This is a genomic window from Bartonella sp. MU70NMGDW (assembly GCF_042194085.1).
Lineage (GTDB): Bacteria > Pseudomonadota > Alphaproteobacteria > Rhizobiales > Rhizobiaceae > Bartonella > Bartonella grahamii.
The window spans coordinates 1-3,497 of record NZ_JBHIMK010000137.1 but is presented as its reverse complement, the minus strand read 5'-3'; the positions used below and the strand labels follow the sequence as shown (position 1 = coordinate 3,497).

4 protein-coding genes and 2 pseudogenes are annotated in these 3,497 nt (G+C 41.8%); all 6 read left to right on the top strand.

Annotated features, from left to right (window positions below):
* A pseudogene (locus ACFIKE_RS08725) lies at window positions 1-289 on the top strand (hypothetical protein); the annotation flags it as partial.
* A gap of 81 nt (window positions 290-370) precedes the next feature.
* The gene (locus tag ACFIKE_RS08720) at window positions 371-1,498 is read left to right on the top strand and encodes a N4-gp56 family major capsid protein (RefSeq protein ID WP_375649342.1); all 1,128 of its coding nucleotides are present in this window, start codon (window positions 371-373) and stop codon (window positions 1,496-1,498) included.
* An 18-nt stretch (window positions 1,499-1,516) separates the two neighbouring features.
* Window positions 1,517-1,897, top strand: coding sequence for a hypothetical protein (locus ACFIKE_RS08715; RefSeq protein ID WP_375637953.1), 381 nt, complete (start codon window positions 1,517-1,519; stop codon window positions 1,895-1,897).
* Window positions 1,898-1,908: 11 nt separating this feature from the next.
* Window positions 1,909-2,289 carry a hypothetical protein gene (locus ACFIKE_RS08710; RefSeq protein ID WP_375633742.1) on the top strand — a complete coding sequence of 127 codons (381 nt, stop codon included), beginning with the start codon at window positions 1,909-1,911 and terminating at the stop codon, window positions 2,287-2,289.
* An 11-nt stretch (window positions 2,290-2,300) separates the two neighbouring features.
* Complete coding sequence (locus tag ACFIKE_RS08705; RefSeq protein ID WP_375649340.1) at window positions 2,301-3,008, top strand: hypothetical protein; 708 nt, start codon at window positions 2,301-2,303, stop codon at window positions 3,006-3,008.
* Window position 3,009: 1 nt separating this feature from the next.
* A pseudogene (locus tag ACFIKE_RS08700) lies at window positions 3,010-3,497 on the top strand (hypothetical protein); the annotation flags it as partial.

The window sequence follows — 3,497 nt, the reverse complement described above, 5'->3', positions numbered from 1 at the left end:
GACTTGTGCACAAAGAGATCTCAATCCGGCAGAAGAGATTTATAGAATAGCGCAAAATCTTGGCTATCAGAACCAAGGGGTTCAAGCGAATAATCAGGTTTCAGAACTTCAAAGCCGGCAGAATTCTGCGAGAACCTTAACAGCATCTGGTGGAGGGGGCGTGACGGGTCCTATGACCAAAGAGACACTTGCGAATATGTCAGAGAAAGAATTCAATGCTTGGATATCGAACCCGAAAAATGAAGCCCGTTTTTATGAAATTATGGGTGCAGATCCTGATTGGCAATAAGTTTTACAACATAATCCGCCTTGATGCGGGTTTTCCACCGGCTTTAAGCCGGTTTTTTTACAGCAAAGAAAGGTGAAATCAATGGCAACAACACATATAGGAACCCATGATCCGCAATCGGTGAAATTGTGGTCACAGAAATTAAGCAATGAAGTTTTGAAAGCGACAAAAATTGCTCCTCTGATTGGCAAAAGTTCGAACAGCATTATCCAGCTTTACAACGAAACCCATAAGAGTGCAGGGGATAGCGTTACGTTTAGTCTGCTGGTCAATCTGTTTGGGGACGGTGTCACGCAAGGCGAAACCTTAGAGGGCAATGAAGAAGCGCTTCAATTTATGAATGATCGGTTGGTGATTAACGAGCTTTTACATGCAGCACGTGTAGCGAATGATGACTCGATTGACCAACAGAGAATTCTCCCCAATTTACGGAAAAAAGCCAAAGAAGGTTTAGTTCGTTGGTATGCCAATCGTTTAAGCATCATGTTCTTTCTTCAGGTATGTGGTTATACACCCCGTACGATCAATGTTGATGGTCGAGAAGTGTATATTAAGCCGGTTCATTATGGCTTTAATGAAATCATGGCACCAAGCAGTGAACGTATTATCCGCCCAGATGGTAAAACAAAGGATGAAGATCTCAATGATAAAGCCAAACATAGCTTTAGTCTTAAATTGATTGATGAAGCGGTTAAACAAGCCAAACTTGCCAATCCGCAAATTTCTCCAGTCCATGTCAATGGTGATGATGTTTATGTTTTGTATTTGCATCCAACACAAGTCATGCAATTGCGAACCAATACAGCCGTTGGTGAGTGGTTAGATATTCAAAAATCGGTTTATGCAACCTCTCGTGCGAAAAACCCAATCTTTGATGGTTCACTAGGCATGTATAATGGCGTTATTTTACGTGAAGCGATACATGTCACCCATGGTGTTAACTCGACAAATAATACAGCGGTAAAGAGTGTGCGTCGTGCGGTTTTCTTAGGAGCCCAGAGTGCGGTTATAGGTTTTGGCAAGAATCACAGTGCAACGCATTACACACTCAAAGAAGAATATTTTGATTATGACCGTGAATTTAGTGTTGCAGCTAAAACATTGATAGGAATGAAGAAGACCCGTTTCAAAATGCCAAATAGCGCACAAACAGCCCAAGATTTTGGAACGATTGTCATTCCTACCTACAGCGGTGAAGCTGGTGCGTAATCATTAAGGGGATAAGACATGGCAGATCAATTACCACCTCCATTACAGGGAAGAAATCTTCACACCCAACAGGTGAGTTTCTTACGTTTGAATATCTCGCATAAAGATAAGCATCTTACGGAAAAAATCGGAATTTTGCCTCGTGGCGCTTTGATCACTTCGATGAAGGCTTTTGTCAAGACCGCGTTTTCTGAAGCAAAATTAAAGATAGGCAGCACCTATGGCGGCAATGAGTTCAGTGAAAAAGACATCAAAGCCCAAGGCACGCAAGATTTTACGCCAACAGATCAAAAGTCTTTTGTTGCAGATGATAAGGAGATGACCCTTTATGCAACACGGGATAAAACAACTGCGGCTGGTGAATGTATTGTGGTTGTGCAATTCGTAACAAATCATTGAGGGGATAAGACATGGCAGATTATTTACCACAGCCCTTGCAAGGGAGAAATCTTCATACCCAGCAGGTAAGCTTTTTGCGGCTTAATTTTAGCTATGAAGATAAAGAAAACGCTATGAGAATAGGCACGCTACCTCGTGGTGCTTTGATTACTTCAATTAAAGTGTTTGTTAAGACAGCATTTTCGGACACGAAGGTAAAAATAGGCAGCACTGCTGGCGGCAATGAGTTTGGTGAAGCAGAAATCAAACAACAGGCAGTAAAAGAGGTTAAGCCTACCAATCAGAAGGAGTTTATCCCTTATGATGAAGAACTTACTCTCTATGCCAAAGCGGACAAAACAGTACAAGCTGGGCAAGCAAGTATAGTCGTTGAATTCGTGACTAATCACTGAGAGGTATTTTGATGACACGTCATTATATTCGGGTTAAGACCGGAGGACCGATACCTGTAAAGCGAGATGTTTATCGTCATAAGAGAACACTTTCGCACTTAGTGTCGGTCATTCAAGATGAGATTGATGACATAGCCGATGAGTATGTTCATCAAATCCAAGAAAGCATTTTTGCAGCCATTCGTTTTTGTGAACGGGAGACCTTTTACTTTAACGAAAGCCGTGATGTGGTGTTTGAGACACGGGCGGGACAAGGTGTTTATGATGCAAGCACTACCAGCCATATTGAAACAGCTGTTAAAATCAAAAACGTTTATCTGAGCTCTGATCAACATCATAAGTTTGCATTGGAGTGTAAGGACCATGTTTCTTTAGAGCCTTTGTTATCATCAGAGCAGCAAGGAACGCCGGTTTGTTACAGTTATTTTGATAGGAAATTACATCTTTATCCCACGCCGGATAAAGCCTATCAGATTCAACTCATTCTCTCTCCATTGCGTTTATCAGAGATAGAGAGTGTCGATGAGGAGCATCCATGGTTTGTGCACGCGTTTGATTTGATTAAGGCGCGTGCAAAATACGAACTTTACAAGAATATCTTGAAAGACCCCGATTGTGCAACGGCAGCTTACAATGACTTTAACGAACAGTTGAATGAATTGCGTGCAGAGACGTCTCAACGTCATAACGTGACCAGAATAATACCAACGGATTTTTAAGATGGTTTATTTTCCAGTAGCCGATTACAGACCAGATGTTGCGGTTGTCAACGGTAGTTTTACGGATAGCCTTGTGAATGTTTTGCCGGCAGATGGCGGTTATATACCCATGCCTAGTGCAATGGTTGTGTCTCATGCTTTGGAAGAAAAGCCCTTGGGTTCAATAGCCTTTAGAACCGGTAATGGTGTTAAGATAATCGTAGGAGGCAAGCAAAAGCTTTACAGTTATGATAGTCAAACGAAGGGTTGGAAGGATATAAGTCAAAGTGGAGTGACTTATCATGCGCATGAGGATAATCAATGGTCGTTCGCTTTGTTTGGTCAAAGAATTATTGCGGTGAATAAAAATGATAAACCACAAGTTTTTAATACCCATAGTTCTGAACGATTTGAAGATTTAGGAGGCAATCCCCCGAAAGCAGGCTTGGTGAAGGTTTGGGGACCTTTTGTTTGTTTGATGCAATTGACAGATCACCCCAATCGCATTCA

Bases quoted from the DNA above. Each gene is read 5' to 3' on its own strand.
- ACFIKE_RS08720 (WP_375649342.1), top strand. From the start codon at position 371: ATGGCAACAACACATATAGGAACCCATGATCCGCAATCGGTGAAATTG.
- ACFIKE_RS08710 (WP_375633742.1), top strand. From the start codon at position 1,909: ATGGCAGATTATTTACCACAGCCCTTGCAAGGGAGAAATCTTCATACC.
- ACFIKE_RS08715 (WP_375637953.1), top strand. From the start codon at position 1,517: ATGGCAGATCAATTACCACCTCCATTACAGGGAAGAAATCTTCACACC.
- ACFIKE_RS08705 (WP_375649340.1), top strand. From the start codon at position 2,301: ATGACACGTCATTATATTCGGGTTAAGACCGGAGGACCGATACCTGTA.